Raw genomic sequence first — 1,191 nt, 5'->3', positions numbered from 1 at the left:
CGATTGATTCTGTCACTTCATGCCAAAGTAAAAAGCCCAATCAATATTGGGCTTTTTTAATATCTAAGCATTGTTAGAGATTCGAAGAAGCGCTTACAGGCTCATTTCGCCACGCAGTACTTCCTGCATTTTCTCTTTTACTTCTTCGTAAGACAGGTTTTGGCTCAATAAGAAGTGCAGTTTTGCGAGCGCCGCTTCTGGCGTCATATCGTAACCGCTAATTACGCCTGCATCTGCCAACGCACAGCCTGTCGCATAACCGCCCATGTTGACTTTACCAGCCAAACATTGAGTCAGGTTGACCACAATAACACCACGCTCAGAGGCTTCTTTAAGATGGCCTAGTAGTTCTGGGTTTTGCGGAGCGTTACCCACACCAAAGGTAAGCAAAATCATTGCATTCACTGGCTGAAGCAAGGTATTGCGGATAACTTCATGCGAAATACCCGGATGCATTGTGATCACTCCGATTGGTTGAGGAGTAATGTTGTGAACTTTGAATTCACCTTCAGGTTGCTCGTTCACCTTGATGCTGTTGCTAATCTGAATGTTGATGCCCGCTTCCAACAGTGGCGGCAAGTTTGGTGACGTAAATGCATTAAAGCCGTCAGCATGAGATTTTGTGCTGCGGTTGCCACGCATCAACTGATTGTTGAAGAATAAGGTGACTTCGTTGATTGGGTAGTTTGCTGCGATGTGCAGAGCATTTAGTAAGTTTGCTTGACCATCAGAGCGCAGTTCAGCCAAAGGAATTTGAGAACCAGTAACGATAACTGGCTTACCCAGGTTTTCTAGCATGAAAGACAAAGCCGACGCGGTGTAAGCCATCGTGTCAGTGCCGTGCAGAATAACGAAACCATCGTACTTGTCGTAGTTGTCACGAATGTCATCAGCGATTTGTTGCCAGTCTGCTGGTGTCATATCTGATGAGTCGATAAGAGGATCATATTCGTGGATAGTGTATTCCGGCATCTCTGGACGGTGAAATTCCGGCATGCTGGCAAGCTGTTTTTCCATAAAGCCAGCGATAGGAACGTAACCGTGATCCGATTTTAGCATACCGATGGTGCCACCGGTGTAAGCGATGTAGATGTGTTTTCTAGTCATCGTTTTTTCTTTCGTGTAGGGGAACAGAGGCGGGGATTATATACCTAAATAACCTTGAGATGCGAGGCTATACGCACAGCATCA

Annotated in this window: 1 protein-coding gene; it reads right to left on the bottom strand. The window is 45.8% G+C overall.

Going from position 1 to position 1,191, the window contains the following annotated elements; all coding sequences use genetic code 11:
• Positions 1–93 precede the first annotated feature (93 nt).
• Positions 94–1,107, bottom strand: a complete 1,014-nt coding sequence (ansA, locus tag R7P35_RS25175; RefSeq protein WP_318093131.1) for an asparaginase — start codon at positions 1,105–1,107, stop codon at positions 94–96.
• Positions 1,108–1,191: the final 84 nt, after the last annotated feature.

Source organism: Vibrio sp. Vb0304 (assembly GCF_033338995.1).
Taxonomy (GTDB): Bacteria; Pseudomonadota; Gammaproteobacteria; order Enterobacterales; family Vibrionaceae; genus Vibrio; species Vibrio alginolyticus.
This window is presented reverse-complemented; position numbering and strand designations above follow the sequence as displayed.

Excerpts from the sequence above, each read along its gene's own strand:
- ansA (WP_318093131.1), bottom strand. The coding sequence starts at position 1,107 with ATGACTAGAAAACACATCTACATCGCTTACACCGGTGGCACCATCGGT.